Source organism: Bradyrhizobium sp. USDA 3311 (genome assembly GCF_054062495.1).
Genome location: NZ_JBSSFI010000001.1, coordinates 451,362 through 469,256 on the forward strand (window position 1 = coordinate 451,362; position 17,895 = coordinate 469,256).

14 protein-coding genes and 1 pseudogene are annotated in these 17,895 nt (G+C 59.4%); 7 read left to right on the plus strand and 8 right to left on the minus strand.

Features of this window, described 5'->3' with window-relative positions:
- The first annotated feature begins 108 nt into the window (after positions 1 to 108).
- The gene (locus ACVWW6_RS02140) at positions 109 to 1,617 is read left to right on the plus strand and encodes an ISL3 family transposase (protein ID WP_456683112.1); all 1,509 of its coding nucleotides are present in this window, start codon (positions 109 to 111) and stop codon (positions 1,615 to 1,617) included.
- Between the two features lie 259 nt (positions 1,618 to 1,876).
- Here the strand turns inward: ACVWW6_RS02140 and ACVWW6_RS02145 are convergent, their stop codons facing one another.
- From ACVWW6_RS02145 to ACVWW6_RS02155, 3 genes are read right to left on the minus strand one after another with little or no spacing between them, the layout of a single operon-like run.
- Positions 1,877 to 4,123: a hypothetical protein gene (locus ACVWW6_RS02145; protein ID WP_456680065.1), complete on the minus strand. Its 2,247-nt coding sequence runs from the start codon at positions 4,121 to 4,123 to the stop codon at positions 1,877 to 1,879.
- Positions 4,120 to 4,350 (minus strand): hypothetical protein, encoded by a 231-nt coding sequence (locus ACVWW6_RS02150; protein ID WP_161533299.1) that lies wholly within the window; start codon positions 4,348 to 4,350, stop codon positions 4,120 to 4,122. The genes ACVWW6_RS02145 and ACVWW6_RS02150 overlap by 4 nt, the downstream gene beginning before the upstream one ends.
- Positions 4,347 to 4,679, minus strand: coding sequence for a hypothetical protein (locus ACVWW6_RS02155; RefSeq protein ID WP_161533298.1), 333 nt, complete (start codon positions 4,677 to 4,679; stop codon positions 4,347 to 4,349). Before ACVWW6_RS02155 ends, ACVWW6_RS02150 begins: the two co-directional genes overlap by 4 nt.
- Before the next feature lie 472 nt (positions 4,680 to 5,151).
- On the opposite strand from ACVWW6_RS02155, the gene ACVWW6_RS02160 reads away from it, so the two are divergent.
- Complete coding sequence (locus tag ACVWW6_RS02160; RefSeq protein WP_161533297.1) at positions 5,152 to 5,385, plus strand: transposase domain-containing protein; 234 nt, start codon at positions 5,152 to 5,154, stop codon at positions 5,383 to 5,385.
- Between the two features lie 9 nt (positions 5,386 to 5,394).
- Here the strand turns inward: ACVWW6_RS02160 and ACVWW6_RS02165 are convergent, their stop codons facing one another.
- Complete coding sequence (locus ACVWW6_RS02165) at positions 5,395 to 5,601, minus strand: hypothetical protein (RefSeq protein WP_097669633.1); 207 nt, start codon at positions 5,599 to 5,601, stop codon at positions 5,395 to 5,397.
- Between the two features lie 395 nt (positions 5,602 to 5,996).
- On the opposite strand from ACVWW6_RS02165, the gene ACVWW6_RS02170 reads away from it, so the two are divergent.
- The 4 genes from ACVWW6_RS02170 to ACVWW6_RS02185 all read left to right on the plus strand — a co-directional run bounded on the left by ACVWW6_RS02170 (position 5,997) and on the right by ACVWW6_RS02185 (position 9,234).
- The gene (locus ACVWW6_RS02170) at positions 5,997 to 7,181 is read left to right on the plus strand and encodes an outer membrane protein (RefSeq protein ID WP_456680066.1); all 1,185 of its coding nucleotides are present in this window, start codon (positions 5,997 to 5,999) and stop codon (positions 7,179 to 7,181) included.
- 67 nt (positions 7,182 to 7,248) lie between these two features.
- The gene (locus ACVWW6_RS02175; protein ID WP_456680067.1) at positions 7,249 to 8,340 is read left to right on the plus strand and encodes an IS5 family transposase; all 1,092 of its coding nucleotides are present in this window, start codon (positions 7,249 to 7,251) and stop codon (positions 8,338 to 8,340) included.
- On the plus strand, positions 8,340 to 8,684 hold the full coding sequence (locus ACVWW6_RS02180; RefSeq protein WP_456680068.1) for a hypothetical protein: 345 nt from the start codon (positions 8,340 to 8,342) through the stop codon (positions 8,682 to 8,684). The genes ACVWW6_RS02175 and ACVWW6_RS02180 overlap by 1 nt, the downstream gene beginning before the upstream one ends.
- Positions 8,605 to 9,234, plus strand: a complete 630-nt coding sequence (locus ACVWW6_RS02185; protein WP_456680069.1) for a hypothetical protein — start codon at positions 8,605 to 8,607, stop codon at positions 9,232 to 9,234. The genes ACVWW6_RS02180 and ACVWW6_RS02185 overlap by 80 nt, the downstream gene beginning before the upstream one ends.
- 1,058 nt (positions 9,235 to 10,292) lie before the next feature.
- On the opposite strand, the pseudogene ACVWW6_RS02190 reads toward ACVWW6_RS02185, so the two are convergent.
- Positions 10,293 to 11,447 (minus strand): annotated as a pseudogene (locus ACVWW6_RS02190) (IS3 family transposase).
- A gap of 722 nt (positions 11,448 to 12,169) precedes the next feature.
- Here ACVWW6_RS02190 and ACVWW6_RS02195 point away from each other — a divergent pair.
- Entirely contained in the window at positions 12,170 to 13,516 is a 1,347-nt protein-coding gene (locus ACVWW6_RS02195) for an IS5 family transposase (RefSeq protein WP_161536883.1), read from the plus strand.
- A 63-nt stretch (positions 13,517 to 13,579) separates the two neighbouring features.
- Here ACVWW6_RS02195 and ACVWW6_RS02200 read toward each other — a convergent pair whose 3' ends face one another.
- The 3 genes from ACVWW6_RS02200 to ACVWW6_RS02210 all read right to left on the minus strand — a co-directional run bounded on the left by ACVWW6_RS02200 (position 13,580) and on the right by ACVWW6_RS02210 (position 17,712).
- Positions 13,580 to 14,821 carry a cytochrome P450 gene (locus tag ACVWW6_RS02200; protein ID WP_161533295.1) on the minus strand — a complete coding sequence of 414 codons (1,242 nt, stop codon included), beginning with the start codon at positions 14,819 to 14,821 and terminating at the stop codon, positions 13,580 to 13,582.
- A gap of 323 nt (positions 14,822 to 15,144) precedes the next feature.
- Positions 15,145 to 16,026 (minus strand): pantoate--beta-alanine ligase, encoded by an 882-nt coding sequence (locus ACVWW6_RS02205; RefSeq protein ID WP_097669630.1) that lies wholly within the window; start codon positions 16,024 to 16,026, stop codon positions 15,145 to 15,147.
- A gap of 204 nt (positions 16,027 to 16,230) precedes the next feature.
- On the minus strand, positions 16,231 to 17,712 hold the full coding sequence (locus ACVWW6_RS02210; RefSeq protein ID WP_271567699.1) for a pentapeptide repeat-containing protein: 1,482 nt from the start codon (positions 17,710 to 17,712) through the stop codon (positions 16,231 to 16,233).
- Between the last annotated feature and the right edge of the window lie 183 nt (positions 17,713 to 17,895).

The window sequence follows — 17,895 nt, forward strand, 5'->3', positions numbered from 1 at the left end:
AATCGCAGTCGACGTCCGTGATTCGCCTTGCTCCACGCCTTCCGCTCGCTGGTTTCCCCCGAACTTTCGATTGTCCAGATCCTTCCCCAGACGGATAGGGTGGTGCTCGTGGCTCGGCCGAAGTCAGCGGTCTCGCTCTGTCCCTGTTGCGGCGGCCAGACGGGTCGCGTCCACAGCCATTACGTGCGACGCTTAGCCGATCTCCCGTGGCAAGGTCGAGTGGTCGAAATCCGGCTTCAGGCGCGACGCTTTCGATGCGCGAATCCGCAATGCCCGCGTCAGATATTCACCGAGCGGCTACCGGCAACGGTGCGGCCGAAAGCAAGACGCACAACCCGCCTCGGCGAGAGCCTACTGGCAATGGGCTTTGCGGTCGGCGGAGAACCCGGCTCGCGCCTGTCGCGCAAACTGGCCATGCCGGTCAGTGGCGACACCTTGCTCCGGATGGTTCACTCGGCTCCCTTGCCGGATTTCGTGGCCCCGACCGTCGTCGGCATCGACGATTGGGCTTGGCGTCGTGGCCAGCGATATGGAACGATCATCTGCGATCTGGAGCGCAATTGCGTACTTGACCTGCTTCCCGATCGTAATGCCGACAGTGTTGCGCGCTGGCTGAAGCGCTGGCCGGAGATCAAGGTCGTCGCGCGCGACCGTGCGGGCCTTTATGCTGATGGCGCGCGCTGCGGCGCACCCGACGCGGTGCAGGTGGCGGACCGCTGGCACCTGCTCAACAGTCTGGGTGAGGCCCTGCGCCACGCGGTCGGCCGCCATCGTCACAGCATAGCCGCCGCCGTGCAAATCATGGCGTCCGTGCAACGACCGAAGACTGGCAGTTCCACGCTCCCGCCCGGCCTTGCACAATTGCGGGCGGATCGAAAGGCTGCACGACGCGAACGCTGGGATGAAATCTGTCGCCTACGCGAGCAAGGTTGCCCGATATCTGGGATCGCCCAACTGCTCGGCGTCGACAGGCGCACGGTTCAGCGCTGGCTGGCCGCTGGCGGCGAACCAGAGCATTCGCGTCCTCACAGACCTTCACATCTTCTCGCGCCCTTCTCGGCATGGCTCGAAGCGCGGTGGGCCTCCGGCTGCCAGGGGGGCCAGCAGCTTTGGCGCGAGCTTCAGCAACAGGGTTATACTGGAAGTCGGGTGACCGTCGCGCGATGGGCCGCTGACAGGCGTGCACATGCAGGCTCCGGAGGAGCAGCACAACCGCACCCAACCTGGAAAGCTCCCTCGCGTCGTCGCTGTGCTTGGTATTTGAGTCGGGATCTGGATCAGATCGATGCTGACGCCAGGCTGTTCCTCGGTCACCTGTTTGCGCGAGCTCCGGAACTCGCCACGACAGCAGAGCTAGCGAAGCGGTTTGTGTCTCTTCTCAGGGGCAGCGACATCGCCGAGCTCGATAAATGGATCGCACAAGCAGCCACCAGCGAGCTCAAGAGCTTCGCCAACGGCATCGCGCGCGACATCGACGCGGTCCGAGCGGCAATAACACCCCCCTGGACAACCAGTCCGGTCGAAGGCCAGATCAGCAGGATCAAAGCCATCAAACGACAAATGTATGGCCGGGCAAGCCATCCGCTATTGCGTCGACGCGTCCTTCTGGCTGCTTGAGTATGACCGGCAAACCTGTCCAACCCCAGCTACTCAAGCTGCACCAAATGTGCGGAAGAACCCTTGATTGACGCGCTCTTCCATCCTGATCGCCGCGCGACAGGCTGACAAGCCTCCCGTGGTGCGCGTTCTCTTCTCCAGGCTCCATCCTTTTGGGAGATGGAGCCTGGAGGGCTCGGTGCTGGGCAGGCAATCCTCCGAGCCGATCCGGAGGCAGGAAAGCTGCCACCGAACGGCACTATGCCGGAAGACAACCAGCTCACGAGATCCCCAGTCGAGCGATCTGCGCCGACACGTGCTCCGGATCGTGAAGGGGAGGCCACGGATGGCGGCCAGCGGCGGCGCTCAACAAGGACCTACAGAACGCAGGGGTGAGCTTGCCGCGGTGGATCACGACTTTCTCGTGCCCCTCGGCGGCTCGAGCGCTCTGCCAGTGCTGATTGTAGCCGCGCTGTTCGTTAGACTTCACGTGGCAAGCGGCGAATTCGCGATCGCCCAGCGTTGCTAATTGCCAGGCATGTACCGGCTGCTTGGTATGGATGTGCACCCACATCGGGCTTGGCGTCGCACCATTGCGCAGCGCCTTGGGCTGCAGCCTGATCTCGAACAGCGTCCCTGGCTCTCCCTTCAAGGCACGTGGTGGATCCACTGACGCCAGCTCCCCCGCCGCCCGCAACTGTTCAAGGTATTTTTGCGATGGAAACGCATAGGTCTTCATGCAATCGCTCGTGATTGCCGCCTTTTGCGCGTTTAATGAGTTTGCCTGCCCCTGCACCTCGGACCACATCGCCTTGAGCCGTACAATTTTATCGTGCACTTCGGGCAGTTGCGCAGGCGTGAGCAGGCCACGTCGTCGAGGCTCCTCCAGCGCGGCTGCACAGGCCTCAATCTCGGAGGCCTGCGTCTGCAAGCGCTTAATGACGCGATCCAAGACGTGTTCGGCGTCCTCGGGCTTCATCTGGCGCGCTTGCGAGACGGCGCTTTGCTGAGCCGACAGATCGAACTGCAGCAGCTCGTCCAATCGCTCAAGTAATCCCGCCAGCGCTTTCCTGGAGGGCGGAGCCTGCCACATCTGGAGGTGCTCGGTCGCGGAGGATGACGCGCGTGCCTCGTCCGCGGTCGCGAGTTTCTTGGTGCCGAGATCCGAGAGTACGATAACCTTGCCCGTCCGGGCCGTGGCGGCAGTGGGCCTGGCGAGTTGCGGCTCCGCCGGGCGGGCCGTCGAACTCCCCTCGCCTGCGGCCGCTGCGCGCCTTCCTTTTCCCCTTCTGCGCGCTGGATTACCTTCGCCGACGACGGCAGTATTTTCCGGCAGCGCTGCCCAAGCCGGCGGCTCAATCGTGGCTATCGTCTTCGGCTGCAATGCCAGCAGCCGCATGACTTCGTTCGCCGTAACCCAAGCACCTTCCACGATCTCGTCCAGTAACTGCAACGGGAGGTCCGCTCCCGTTCCGGCCTCCCTCAGGCTGCCAACGATGCCGCTCACTCCTGACGCAAACTCCGAAAGGCGCTCCATGACTCCTTCCAGAACGGCACGGTGCTCAGCGTCGAGCGTCGCTCCATTGCTGTTCAGAACGGCGCCGTGCGTCGAGACGAATGCCGGAAAAACATCCTCGATGAAGGTCCCGAGCAGACGCACTCGCCCGCTCTCATCCATGAGGGCGCCGCGCAGATCTGGTCCGAACGTGCTCGCTTGCGAGTTAATCAAGAGCTCCGCGAGAGCTATCCGCGATTGCAGATACATGCACTTCGTATTGAGCGCCCAGCCGGTATGCAGCCTTAGTGCGGCCTCTTCGGCCTTCCGCATCTCGGGCGTGCTGGTTGGCAAGTTGGCAGTAGCCGCGCAGACTGACTGCATCCGCTCCAAACGCAATGCCTTCTTTCCCCACCACTCCATGCAGGCCACGTAGTGGCCCGCCACGCCTGCAAACACGCGGCTCAGCTGAGCGGGCGAAGCGCTGTCTTTCATGTTGTCGAGCAGGTGTGCTGCTTTCCTTCTGTCCTTCTCCAGCTCGTAGATAATCTTTGTGGCCACCTCGTTACATTGGTCGCCAGCGTCCAGCGTGTCATAGCGGAGCTGGCGAGCCTGATCGTCCGGCAGAATGCGGCGCGCCAGAGCTGGGGGCAGATTCGCGTAGTACTCCAGAACTGCTGAGCCTGCTTTAACCACTTGATCGATCAGCTCTTGCGCCTCGGGCAAGTTCCGGGCGCGCCTGGCCGCTTGACGACAAGTTTTAAGCTGCTCGAGCAGGCTGTCCAAGTTTTCCTCTGCTGCCTTGATCTCGTCCCGCGTTGGCGCCGCCACATCCAAAGCTGGTGGCTGGTTCGCGAGCGCCGCGGTTCTATCTTGAGGCCCGGAGCGCATCCGCTCCACGAGGGCGTCGAAGGATTGACTGCGTTCCCCAGGCAACAGGCCGGGCTCCGCGCTCGAACTGCTCAATTCCCCGGTGCTGTCGGCTCGTGCAGCCCCAACGCGCGATGTGCCAGCTCGGCCAATGCCCGTCATATTTTATCTCCGATAAAGTCGAGAATGCTCAGCCTATCTGGATAGACCGCCTGGCTGACCAGTAGCTGACCAAGAGAGTTCTTCCGGATGCGCAAGAAAGCCGATATCGCCTTGGGTCCCATTTCCATCGCAGCTCCTGTGTTGCTGAAGACAGCGATGCGGGATAGCTGCGTCAGTTGCGGCATAATCCGCTGAGACGTGACCGCGGCCTGACGTGCCCCGGTCAAGATCTGCGCTCTGGATCGACAGTGCCGTCCGCGAGGCGATCCGTAAGGGTCCTGCCCCTATGCCGGGTACGGCGTCTGGTGAGGTCCTCACCAGCTTTCAAAACCACATTTCCAGCCGCTCCGATTTCGGCGCCGAATTCGATAACGGTCAGTCTGGAAAGTCCGCGCCAGATGACGACATTTCCCGGTGGCGGATCGGCGGCCCTGGCCAGGTAGCGACCCAATCGTTCAAGTTTGGTCAAGTAGAATGCGAGGGTTCCAGGGCGACATCGTCGATTGCCGACGTCGCTGATGAGTTCATCGAGCAATGCGATCTCGTTGTCCGTCAAGGCCATCTTCGGTGACGCGTCCGGGCCGCGCGATTGAGCATGGTGAGCCAGAGGACGCGCCAACTGAGAATGCAGAAGACCGCCATCAGATTAGCGAGGCGGTTCGCGTCCGCAGCTTTGAGTCTTCCGCCCGCCCTGCAGCCCGATTTCAAGATCTTGTGGAACATCTCGATTTTCCACCGCATGGCGCACCAGTTAATCTTCTCGATTGCCTCGGAGCGTCTACGGACGGGTAGGTCCGTGATTAGCTTCGATTCAATAGGTTTCCGGCCCTTTGGCGCACCGCGCTCGCTTGCGCGGATTACCGTCAGGTCGAGGCAGGATAGAGTTTTGCTTTCCGATCGGAGGCAAGACCGCAATCCGCTTGAACTTGATCTCCAGCACAGCTTTCGTCATCTCGCCCTTGTCGTCCCGCACGCCAAGGTAATGCAGGTCCTTGACCGCTGGTCTCTTCCATCTCGGTCGCAATCGAATGGCCGTCATCGCCCGCCAGCCGATCGACGCAGGCGCGGACAAGCAAGTGAGCGCCAAGCTCTTGCGTCAGGCAATACAATTCGAAGATGTCGCTTTCGCGGTCGCCGATATGAATGCGCTTGCTTACCTGGCCGACGCGCTCACCAGCATCGTCAACGGCTATCCAAACAGCGAAATCGATCAGTTGCGTCTTTGGGCTTACTGCCGTCACGATCTTAAAGCCGTGGCCTGAGGACGACGCTTACGGTCTGATGGCAATGGCCGATTCCTGGATTGACCAACAGATCAGCGGCGGCGTGGTGGTGTTTGGGCTGTTGCCGGGGGGCGACGTTTTGTTTTTTGGGCGATGGCGGTGAGCGCGAAGTCGGATCGCGGCCATCATGGCGAAGGCGAGCATCACCAGGGACACGAAGAGGCTGACGACGAGCGTCTCCTGCGCGTGCCGCATTGCCTGAATGATCGCTCGTCAGATGTTTTCCCAAGGAAGCGGATTTCGATAGCGTAGCATACCAAGTATCATCCCTCTGCAGATCGACGGATCCGGCGTCCAGGCCGGCAGGGCTCGTATTGGTAATGTCCACTGGACTCAAACGCTTCACATGAGACTCGACAGCTGATGTCGCAGCTACAGCGAGAATGGCGGCTTCGCGTTGCGCAACATTTACTGTCGAACGCTAACAGCGCGATTGTCGGGTTTGAGCCCCGATGTCGCAAATTTGACGCGTACCTGGCGCGTGAAGAGCCTCATTTAAGCGGCACGCTGCTTGCTTCATTCGCGGCGCCATCACCGATGCCAGCGCGAAGGCGCTCGGTTGTGGATGGAGAAGCGCAGCGGAGTATTTGATGCGATCTGGACTTCTTTTTTGGGGAGCCACAACAATTGCGCTCGTCGCAAGCAGTGCCGCCAATTCGGCAGACCTTGAGCCAGAAGTGAAACTGCCGCCGGCGGTGTGGAACTGGACCGGAGGCTATATTGGCGGGCACGTCGGCGGCGGGTACGGCCGAACCTCCTTCAGCAATCCCTACGGTCCGTCAATCTATGGCGATGTCGTCGATACCCCAGTGTTCCTCGCAGGTGGCCAGATCGGTTACAATTGGCAGAACAAGGGCTGGGTCTTTGGTGTCGAACTCGATGTCAGCCGCGCTGTCTCCGACGGCACAAATACCTGCCTCGCTGCCTCCGGCTTTGTCGTGAGCGCAAACTGCAAGGCAGGTCCCAACGTTCTTGCCACCGGGACCGGCCGCATCGGTTACGCGTTTGGCGCGCTGGGCCACACGCTGGCCTATCTCAAGGGAGGCGTCGCTTGGCAGAACAATCAGGGCGACGTCCTCAATAATTACGAGTTTGGATTCTCACCGGAGAAGACCCATTTCGATTATGGTCGCCTCGGTGGCACCATCGGGCTGGGCGTCGAGCAAGCGCTTACGCCTGCATGGTCGGTCAAAGCTGAGTATGACTATCTACATTTCGGCGGGCCGAGGATCGACACACCTCCGACGGTGCAGTTTCCACCGTTTGCGATTCTGCCAGCGAACACAACGAGGCCCTCCAGCAGTTATCACGTCGGAAAGATCGGGTTGAATTACCATTTTGGCGCCGACCCTTGGACGGCGCAATGGGGCGACGCGCCGCTGTACGCGAAAGCACTCGCCGGTGCGCCGCCGGTCGCTTACTCGCCCGGTTGGGCGTTTGAAGGCGGATCGCGGCTCTGGCTCAGCCGCGGACAATTTCAATGGGACCACAGCGCAGTGCCCTATGGCCACCTCGACGACCCCAGCCGTCTCATCTCGAGGCTCACTTATTACGGATTGGACGGACTTTCCGGGGAATCATTTCTCCGTGTTGACAGCCCCTGGGGAGTATTCCTCAAGGGCAATATTGGGATCGGGCGCTTCAACAAAGGACACTCGAACGATGAAGATTGGGGTCTCGATACTGGGACCACATCAATGTCGTATACTAACACGATCTCGGGCCAAGCAAACGGAAGGTTCACTTATTACACGGCGGACCTAGCAGGCTGTTGAAAAAGGATGCTCGCCGCCGGCCGGCGACCGTGATTCACTCGCTCCGAGGGGATTCGGGAGATGGTGCGTGCGCGGCGGCGACAATCGAACGGGCGAGCTGTTCAGCTACGTTGACCTGGAGGCTCGCGTGCGGCGGGATCATCCGCTGCGAGCGATCCGGATGATCGTAAACGAGGCGCTGGCGGCGCTGGAGCGCGAGTTTGCCGCGCTCTATTCGCCGATTGGGCGGCCGTCGATCCCGCCGGAGAAGCTGCTGCGGGCGATGCTGTTGCAGGCGTTTTATTCGATCCGCTCGGAGCGGCTTCTGATGGAGCGGCTGGAATACGATCTGCTGTTCCGGTGGTTCGTCGGAATCGGCGTCGACGACGCAGCCTGGGACCATTCGGTGTTCTCGAAGAACCGCGACCGGCTGCTGCAGGGCGATATCGCGGCCAAGTTCCTCGCGGCGGTGCTGGAGCGGCCCAAGGTGAAGAGGCTTCTGTCGAGCGATCACTTCTCGGTCGATGGGACGCTGATCGATGCCTGGGCCTCAATGAAGAGCGTCAAACCCAAGGACGGCACGGGCGAGCCGCCGGCGCAAGGCGGCGGGCGCAATGCTGACGCGGACTTCCACGGCCAGAAACGCTCGAACGACACCCGTGCTTCGACGACTGATCCCGATGCCAGGCTCTACCGCAAAGGTAAAGGCAAGGAGACGAAGCTGTGCTTCATCGGGCATGGGCTGATGGAGAACCGCCACGGCCTGCTGGTCGACGCCTGCCTGACGCGGGCCGACGGGCATGCCGAGCGAGTGGCCGCGCTGCACATGATTGAGCCTCGTGCCGACCGGCCGACAGCAATCACGCTTGGCGCCGACAAAGCCTACGACGCAGAGGACTTCGTCAACGAGCTACGCTCGATGAACGTAACACCGCATGTTGCGCAGAACACCAGCGGCCGCAGCTCTTCAATCGACGGGAGAACGACCCGGCACAGCGGCTATGCCGTCAGCCAGCGCATCCGCAAGCGCATCGAGGAGGCGTTCGGCTGGATCAAGACGGTCGCCGGTCAAGAGAAGACCAGCTTCCGTGGCCGTGATCGCGTCGCATGGGCCTTCACCTTCGCTGCCAGCGCCTACAATCTGGTGCGGCTGCCCAAGTTGATCGCGGAGACCGGCTGATGGGCAAGGTGCCCGGCTTCGCCAAGGCCTTTGTCGGACGTTGGCGCATCGTCGAGATGGACGTCTGGGACAGCGACTTCCTCGATCTTGTCGAAGAGGCGCATCTCACCTTCCAGGGCAAGTCCGATGGCGAAATCGCCTTTGGGGCTCTTAAGGGCTTCTTGGACGTGCGCTACGGCACCCGCGACGGTTCGCCTTGCGCGGAGTTCTCATGGGAAGGGCACGATGAGAATGATCCATCCTGCGGTCGCGGATGGGCTATGATTGGCACCGCGGGCAGGCTCGTCGGCCACTTCTACATCCACAACGGCGACGATTCCGCCTTCGTTTGCGAACGCGGCTGAGTTTTTCAACACCCTGCTAGGTTATGATTTCCTGCGCGGCGCCACCTACAAGGTCGGCGGATTCACGGGTTGGAGCTATTACGGCGAGAGCTCGGACTCGATAGGATGCGTCAAGATCGTCAACCTACCGTGCCTGGCGCCAGGCGACAACACGAACGTTGGCAGCCAGGATACTCAATGGAATGCACCTCGTATCGGCCTAAGCGCCGAAACCATGCTCACCGAGCGTTGGCGCTTGAGCACGGACGTCGCTTACCTGCCGTGGACCGATTTCAAGGGGCGTGATTATCATCTCTTGCGCAACGAGACCATGTTTGATGAACAACGGGGCAATGGGGGCCGAGGCGTCCAGGTTGAAGGCGTCTTGTCCTACTTCATCACCAGGAACTTCAGCGTCGGCGTCGGTGGCCGCTACTGGGCGATGTGGACCAACAAGCGGAGCAACTCTTTGTGCAGCAGCTATGGCTGCGTCGGTGATCCGACCGTACTTGCGAAGTATAGCATGGAGCGCTGGGGTACGTTCTTTCAGGCCTCCTACAACTTCAATTGAGGGGCCTCACAGCCAAGCTCCAACCTCGGGCAATGCAGTGACCGAACAAATCCGAAGACAAAGTGATTGCCTTAAGAGTCCAATCGGAGGTCGCTTAACGAAGATCGCAGCATCGATCAATGTTTCGCGCCACAGGGCTGCGTAGGTTCGGACGTCGGCGGTTTGCTTCCCTCAATTCATCATGGGAGATAAAACCCAGCATGCGGAGCCTAACGGTGACGAGATCTTGGTCCAACATCCAAAGCTGAAGGCTATGAGAGCTATGCGGGGACGTGGGTGATGACGGGTTGAGATAGGCGGCGTTCAAGGCAGGTGTCGAGCCTGCCCTAACCTCTCAAGGAGAGCGATACGCATGAACGAGAAGTCAGCCGTCTGCGGTTGACGATCCACTGCCAGAAATTCTGCGGAACGGAGCCCGTGAGCCGCTCGCCCGGGCCGTCGAGATCGAGCTGCAGGAGCTCGAGTTAGTAGCTGGCCGCCTCTGCGACTCGCCCGGTTGCGCCGAGAGCGCGAATTCGTAGTTGCCGTGTCGCCCGCAGTTCCCGACATGTGTCAGGCAGGAGGTGCAAATGCGACGGGTGATTGGCATCTGCCAAACTCAACCAAAAACGCCTTGCACGTGAAAAGGCTATCTCTGATCATTCGTGGTTTGGTGCGCGATCACCACTTCTCGCAGCGCTGGGGCAGCTTGTGGTCTTGTCCTGTTGCTGGATGACATTTTCGCAGATAATCTGGTCTAGTTTTTCTCAGCCGACCACGATCCCTGCTCACTGAACGTAGGGTCAAATACTACGCGGGTGCTGGGCGCGGCTCTGTGTTTGGATGTTGGAAACTCGATGTGACAATCAAACTTCAGACGGTAACGACAGACACACCCAAAAGCTGAAGGTTACTGCCGGCGACGACCTTGGAGTCCCAGAGGAAGGCGGAACTGCTCATGGCATAGCCCATCTGTGAAGCGCAGCTTCATGGCAATCACGTTGCCTGGAGCATTGTCTGAACTGGTCCCGGTTGTCTGAACAAAACTTCCGCGTCGATAAGTGGAGCGTCTGCCGGGGTTAGGCCGCCGCGCGGAGCGGAGGAAGATCGAAGTAGGCTTGATCCGGGGTGCGGTCGTCAAGGCTCGAATGTGGGCGACGGCGATTGTAGAGGTCGAAATACCGGCCGATCGAGTTACGGGCCTCGCTGACGTTTTCATAGGCTCGCAGATAGACCTCCTCGTATTTGACGCTGCGCCACAGCCGTTCGACGAACACGTTGTCCCGCCATGCCCCCTTGCCATCCATGCTGATGGCGATGCCGTAGCTGGCAAGCAGACTGGTGAACGCCGCGCCCGTGAACTGCGAACCCTGGTCGGTGTTGAAGATTTCCGGCCTGCCATGACGAGCGAGAGCATCCTCCAACGTCCCGACGCAGAAGGCCGCCTCCATCGTGATCGACAGCCGCCACGACAGAACACGGCGTGTCGCCCAGTCCAGCACCACGGCGAGATAAACGAAGCCGTGCGCCATTGGAATGTAGGTGATGTCCATGGCCCAGACCTGGTTCGGCCGCGTGATCTCGATGCCGCGCAGCAGATACGGATAGATCTTGTGACTGGGCTCGGGCTTGGTGGTGCGCGGGCGGCGATAGAGCGCCTCTATCCCCATCCGCCGCATGAGCGTCTTCACATGCCGGCGGCCGATCTTGCACCCCTGCAAAGCCAGCAGGCCTCGCAACATACGCGAACCGGCGAAGGGATACTCCAGATGCAGCCGATCGAGACGCTGCATGATCTCGAGGTCGGCTGAAGAGACTGGACGCGGCAGATAGTACACGCTGCTGCGGCTGACCTTCAAAATCTCTGCTTGCTTGGTGATCGGTAGATCGTGTTCACAATCGATCATCGCTTTGCGCTCAGCCATCCCGCCTTGGTGAGCGCGCCTTCTAAAAAACTATGCGCGACGCTGCGCGCCCCCTGTGTCCAGCGTCAGCTCTCCGATCTTGGCGTGCAGCGACTTCACATCGACCGCGGGCGTGGCCGGTGTCCCGCCTCCCGGTCCGAAAATATCGGAGGCGCCGCCCTCAAGCTGGGATTTCCAGGCCGTAATCTGATTGGGATGAACGTCGAAATGCTCCGCCAACTGGGCTATCGTGCGATCGCCCTTGACGGCGGCCAGCGCCACCTTCGCCTTGAAGGCCGGTGAGTGGTTCCGGCGCGGTCGTCTGCTCATGGTTTCTCCTGTTCACGGCGATTATCGCCGCTGTCAGGCAGAAATTCCACTTATCGTCCTGTCCAAATTTGTGGAGCCGGCTCTGTCTACCAAAGAATGCTTTCCGGTCCGGATGGACCTGCAGCCCCCGAACAATCAAAAGCCTTGGAAGGGACGAGTGTCCCCGCAAGCACACGTGACACCGCATCGGACTCAGAGTCGTTGGTTTCTTTTCGCTCGCGGGTAACGAGCCTTCCGCTGACAAGCAGGGCGATCGGAGCCACCTTGACGCCCTTGCTGCCATCACCAGACCGCGCCGATCTTAGTCCAGGAGGCGCTCTCACCTCACCGGTGACGACAAAGGCGTCATGACTGGGCTTCACGACTTTGGATTTCGTAGACATTGCATTCTTCAAGTTGGTTGATGCCGCTGCAAGTTGTCCGCGCGCTACACTATCGCTCCTCACGGACACTTCAAACATCCGCCCTGTTGATGACTAGATCCTGAGATGCAGCAATTGTTTCGCGTCGATCAAACCATCTTCGCTGCTTGCAGAAGCGGAGATGGTTCACTAGTTGTCCGTGAACAAGCCTCCAAGCACTTGATTGGGAGTCTGTTTTCCGGTTGCGACGGCATTTGAGATTGCAGGGGATTGAGGCTTCACAGCCCAAAACCCTGCAATTTCGATTTTGGATTTCCCTGCCGCTGCGAACCGTGATTCTATGCTGCATCGGAGGCACCGATGCGACCAAAGAAGCACAGGACGACAGGCTCGAACGATCTGTTCCGGTCCCGGCTGGACCAGATCATCAACATGCGACACGAGCTGGTTCTGCTCGCCGGCAGGGTCGATTGGAACTGGATCGACGGCGAGATCGCGCCGCTCTACAGCGACAACGGCAGGCCGGGTATCGCGACCCGATTCATGATCGGATTGCTGCTGCTCAAGCACATCTACGGCCTGTCCGATGAGGGGGTGTGCGAGCGCTGGGTCCACGATCCGTACTTCCAGTTCTTCACAGGCGAAGAGTTTTTCCAGCACGTTTTCCCGCATGAGCGCTCAGACCTGAGCCACTGGCGCAAGCGGCTCGGCGACAAGCTGGAGCGGTTGTTGGCCGAGAGCCTTCGGGTGGCGCACGCGAGCGGTGCGTTGCGCAGCCAGGACCTCAAGCGGGTCACGGTCGACACGACCGTCCAACCGAAGGCCATCAGCTTTCCGACCGACGCCAAGCTGCTGCATGCAGCGATCCGCGGGTTGAACCGCCTGGCGAGGAAGCACGGGGTCAGGCTCCGGCAATCCTATATTCGCGTGGCCAAAAGCGCGGCAATGATGGCGGGCCGCTACGCTCATGCCAAACAATTCAACCGGCATCAGCGACAGCTGCGCCTTCTGCGCAGCCGGCTGGGCCGGATCATCCGCGACATTCGCCGCAAGACCGAGGGCCAGCCCGCACTGGAGGAGGCATTCGCCCTGCCGCTGAGCCGAGCCACCCAGATCCGCTCGCAGCAGCAGCGCCAGCGCGGCTTCAAGCTGTATTCCTTCCATGCTCCGGAGGTCGAGTGCATCGGCAAGGGCAAGGCCGCCGCGCCCTATGAGTTCGGCGTGAAGGCATCCATCGTCACCAACAACCAAAGAGCTCCTGGCGGCTTATTCGTGCTCCACGCCTGCTCGCTGCCGGACAACCCCTACGACGGTCACACCCTTCGCGACGTCATCGAGCGCACCGAGAGCCTCACCGGCTGCCCGATCGAACGGGCCTATGTCGACAAGGGATATCGCGGCCACGACACACAAAATCCCCGCCGCGTCTTCATCTCGGGCCAGAAGCGCGGCGTCTTCGGCGTCATCAAGCGCGAGCTACGCCGCCGTTCCGCCATCGAGCCCATCATCGGACACATGAAGAACGAAGGTCACCTTGGCCGCTGCTATCTCAAAGGCCGCGCCGGAGATGCCGCTAACGTTCTCCTCTCGGCCGTTGGCCACAACCTCCGCCGTGTCCTGGCTTGGCTCAGAGACCTTTTGTCCCTCTTCCTGCTCTCACTCTGGCCAACGCTCAACTGTCCAGTTCAGCCCAATTCGGCTTATTAACGATCGACTCACTACGAGCCAAACCCCACCGCGTGTCCGCTGCCAGACCGGAGCGATAAGGGCCTAGGCTGCAATCCGTACGGGGAGAGCGGAATAGCCGTGCACGAAGTTGGACGCAATTCGCTCGGGTTCGCCGACAACCTTGACCTCCAGTCCCGCATCCAGCATCTCTTCCCAGAGGACTCTCAACTGAAGTTCCGCAAGATGTCGACCAAGACAGCGATGGATGCCGAATCCGAACGCGAGATGCTGCCGCACATTCTTGCGGTCGATGATGAAGCTGTTGGCGCTCTTAATGATCTCTTCGTCCCGGTTGCCGGAGATGTACCACATAACGACCTTGTCGCCCTTACTGATCTGTTTCCCGCCTACGATGCTATCGGTAGCGGCGGTGCGGCGCATATGTGCGATCGGCGTCTGGTATCGAATAATCTCGGACACGGCGCTCGAGACCAGCTTTGGATTGACGGTTAGTTTTCGCAGTTCGGAGGGGTACTGACTCATGAACAGGAGGCCGCCGGTAATCGAGTTGCGCGTGGTGTCATTCCCCCCAACGATCAGCAGAATCAGATTCCCGAGAAACTCACTCGGCTCCATATGGCGTGTGGCGGGCGAGTGCGCCATCAAGGAAATCAGGTCGAGGCGCGGCTCGGCATTGATGCGCTCGTTCCAAAGTCTGGTGAAATAGTCGAGGCACTCTGACAAGATTTTGCTTCGCTTGTCCCAGGTATCGATCGCATGGCCTGCTTTCGGAACTGCAACAGCTACGTCTGACCAATAGGTCAGGAGTCGCCGATCCTCAAATGGGAAGTCGAACAGCGTGGCGAGCATTTGCGTCGTCAACTCTATGGAGACCATGTCCACCCAATTGAAGGCATCATTGCGCGGCAGGCCGGCTAGAATCGCCCTGACCCGAGAGCGGATCAAGCTTTCGAGCTTCGTCAGGCTTTCCGGCTCGACTATCGGACTCACGGTATTGCGCTGTTCGGCGTGCTGGGGAGGCCCCATCTTGATGAAACTCTGGATCCAGTGCTTGTCAGGCACGTCGACAATAGTGACACCTTGCTCTGACGAGAATGCTTTGTGGTTTGTGTCTACCGCTACTATATCCCGGTATTTCGTCAGGGACCAATATGGACCATGAGGGCTGTCTTGACAGTAGTGAACGGGATCTTCCCTTCGCAACCGCTCGAAGCAACCCCATATGCTGTCGTCTTGAAAGCGCTTGGCCTCGCTTACATCCAGATTGCTCAGCGGGATAATACAGTCGTCGTCAGCTCTATAATCTTCCAATCGCCTTTTCATGATCGTCTCTGTAGATTTTGCTCTTGAGAGCTTACGGATCCAGGATCGCGATTCACCGTTTCGAGCTGCCGTGGCGTGGGGCTGCGACCGGCCGCTCGACCAGACTATCTCAAAGTGCAGCTAGCTCCTCCCTACTATGTCGGGCAGTAAGGATCGAATTGACTTTCCAAGTCGATCTACTCAGCGGATCGGTGAGAGCTATCACCGCAGTTGGACGATGGTTCTACGCTGGAGGCAGCGTCGAGCCGAAATGCACAGTCATAAGTTCAGGCACGGCCGGAGTGGCGACTGCTGTCGAAATCACGCTATGCATAATCGTCTGGCTAGGACTGTTCAGGCAGATCTATCCAGACATCCGGAGGACCATTCAGGAGTGTATCCTGATCTGGAACGTAGATACTATCGAAGACCCTTAGACCATGCGCCATTGCCGCTCCAACAATTATAAAAGGAAGCTTGACCTGCTCCAGGTCTTCGAAGCTTTCAGCACCAACAATTCGAACAAAATCGAGTTTAAACTGTCGGAACTCAATTTGAGATGTAGCCGACGCTACTAGATCCTTGACGCTCGACGCTCCTTGGGCGATCTCTTTCCTCGAATGGTTGAGTGCCGTGAAGAGACACGACAGCTCATCAAGCTCGGAGCGGCTAAATTGCCTCAAGCGCGACGAAACTGGCACGCCGTTCTTGTATCTCACGGTCGGCACAAACCGTATCTCGCAATCGAGAAGGAGGTCTGCGACGGCGCGCTTCACCAGGATCGCCTGACCGATATCCTTGAGGCCGAAGTAGCTGCGAGTTGGTCGCGCATAACAGATCCAGCGGATTGCCCCGGTAACGGCTTCCTTCAAGTACTCCTCAGGCCCATCTAAACGCAAATGATAATCGCCTTGCGATACAAACGTTAGATAGCCAGGCGGGAACATTTCGGTATCGTTCGAGGAAATCACGGCAGTTGCTCCCGCACGTAGGGCAAGCCCAATATCATCGTCCAAATTGAAATCGTAGCTCCCACCTGGTTTGAGCTGGCTCTTGTTCGGGTAGACCGTGACAATCGCGACGTCATTCTCCGATGCCGCTCTCCTGATCAGTTCTGCGTGCCCAAGATGCAGGGCGCCTAGAGTGTGTACCGTCCCAATAGTCTGACCTGTTCTCGCCACCTCCCGGATGAAAGCTTTGCCTGCGGAAAGACATGCCAGATGCATTTTCTTACTCCAGTTTCTTCGAAAGCCGAAAGAGTGCTCTGATCGGTCGAATCGCAGAAGGTCCGCCCCGCGTGTCGTATTGACCGCGCACGTCAGCGAGCCGCCAAGGAGCTTTAACGCCCGCTCACAGCTCGGACTACCGCACCAACCTATTCTAAGCTCGCGGACACTGTAGCCCCTTCAATTTTGCGGTTTCCTAAGCCGTCAGGTTGACCCTTCTCGACCACGTCTGATCAACGATGAGAATTCGTCCAGATAGCTTGATGGCTCGCGCGGCTGATCACTATTCAAAGCGGCCTGCAGTCCCGGACATCGGTCTGCAAAAAACGGTGGCTCGAATGTCGTTATCTTAGCGCCCGAAAAGTCGACCTTTACGAAGCTGGCCTGGAATGGCGATATCCCACTCAGGTTCGCGTCGCGCAAGGACGATTGGTTCATGCGAACGTATGCGACGCGCGCTGCCTCCAGGTTGCTGTCGGCTATTCCGGCGGCGAGATATGCCTGAACGAGATTGGATCCTTCGAGATTTGCGTGATCCAATGCCATCGATTGCGGCGGATCACCGGTAATCATTGACCTGTAAAGGTAAGCCTGGGATAGGTCTGCATGCTCAAGATCGCAGTCGCGCACAAAGGCACAGCGACCACGAAAGCCCGTGAATTTGGCGGCTCGCATTGTGCTCTCTGTTATCGAAATGTTTTCGCCTGACGCCCGAGATAGGTCCGCTCCATCGAGCTGACAGGAATGAATGGATGCACCGTTCAACACAGCACCGACGAGGTTCGCGTCGGACAAGCTTACGGACAGAAGCCGCGCCTCCGTCAAGTCCGCCTGCTCCAGCTCCGCACTTGAAAGATTTGACAAGTGAAGGTCAGCGAATGGAGCGCAGAGGGCTCTCGCCGTAACGCGGCCGCTCACCTTTGAGAGCCTCAGATACGGAAGATGAGCGCCTTCCAGGACAAGACCGTCGACCGAGGTGGGACGCACGATCGATAAACAGTCCCCCTTTGACTGGAAGAACGAGCAAGCCGCCAGATGCGCCTTCGTGATCGTGACTTGGCTCAGCTTGGCAAAGCGAAAGGAGGCGGATGGAAGGAAGCATTCATTGATGGTCGAACCCTGTAATTCCGCGCCATCAAATACAGCATCGCTCGCGTCGCACTGGTAAACGAGGAGCCCGCTGAGCATCGCGTTGTCAAAGCGTGTCCTTTTCATGCTGCAACCGTGGAACAGACTGCCGGTTGCATCAATTACATTGCGCAGACTGGCGTCATCGAAGTTGCAAACCTGCGCTGCAATCGCGTGCATATACGCAAAATCGAGCTTGGTCCCGAGGAAACTTGCTCTCTCTAGCCCCGGACAGACAAGGTTCGCCCCAGAAAGGTCTGCCCGATCCAACTTTGCTCCATAGAGCTGCGCACGATTGAGGGTACAGCGTCGCAACGGGAAATCTGACAGGTCGTGACCGTTAAAGTTCTCGGACGATAGCTGCAAACCAATCCCAGTCTTTCTGATCGCCTCCTCAGTTCGCCTGCCGACAGCGGCCACCGCGCGCAACCGATCAGCAGCTCGGCTCCAGTACCGAACAAACTCGCCATCTGATGAAAGGTTGTTTTTCGTCTCTGACCAGTGCTCTGCCCCTTCATTCGCGGTGCACTCGCTATCAGCGCCGATCGTTTGCGGCATGTCGACAATTCCGTATTACCCGGATTAAAGGGGGCCTGTTATCTTGGACGTACGCTATGCGATTTGTGGCGTATTCGTCTGCGAAATGGCGACACGATGCGTCGAGAGGCGCCTATTGTGTCGGTGGCCTCCCGCAGCCGGCACGCTTGAGCACGTCAGCCGAATTCTAGTCATGCCCCCTCC